1 protein-coding gene is annotated in these 255 nt (G+C 56.9%); it reads left to right on the top strand.

Annotated elements, in window-relative coordinates:
• Nucleotides 1-24: 24 nt before the first annotated feature.
• The coding region (locus AAEY83_RS16770) for a response regulator (protein ID WP_351060906.1) at nt 25-255 on the top strand (231 nt) is incomplete at its 3' end.

The raw sequence follows: 255 nt of genomic DNA, 5'->3' as shown, positions 1-255 counted from the left end.
ACGTTTGGCTTGGCAACGGTTGTTATGGATAACCTGGGTTTCGGCAAAGTTCTGCTGGTCGAAGACGATGAGCGTCTCGCCGCACTGATCGCACACTTTCTAGAACAGCACGGCTACGAGGTGCGCACGGTGCATCGCGGTGATCTGGCCATGGCTGCATTCCTGGAATTCAAGCCGAAAGTGCTGGTGCTCGACCTGATGTTGCCGGGGCAGAGCGGTTTGCAGGTATGCCGGGAAATTCGCAGTGTCTCGGAC

Source organism: Psychrobacter sp. TB20-MNA-CIBAN-0197 (assembly GCF_040309765.1).
GTDB classification, from domain to species: domain Bacteria; phylum Pseudomonadota; class Gammaproteobacteria; order Pseudomonadales; family Moraxellaceae; genus Psychrobacter; species Psychrobacter submarinus.
This window is presented reverse-complemented; position numbering and strand designations above follow the sequence as displayed.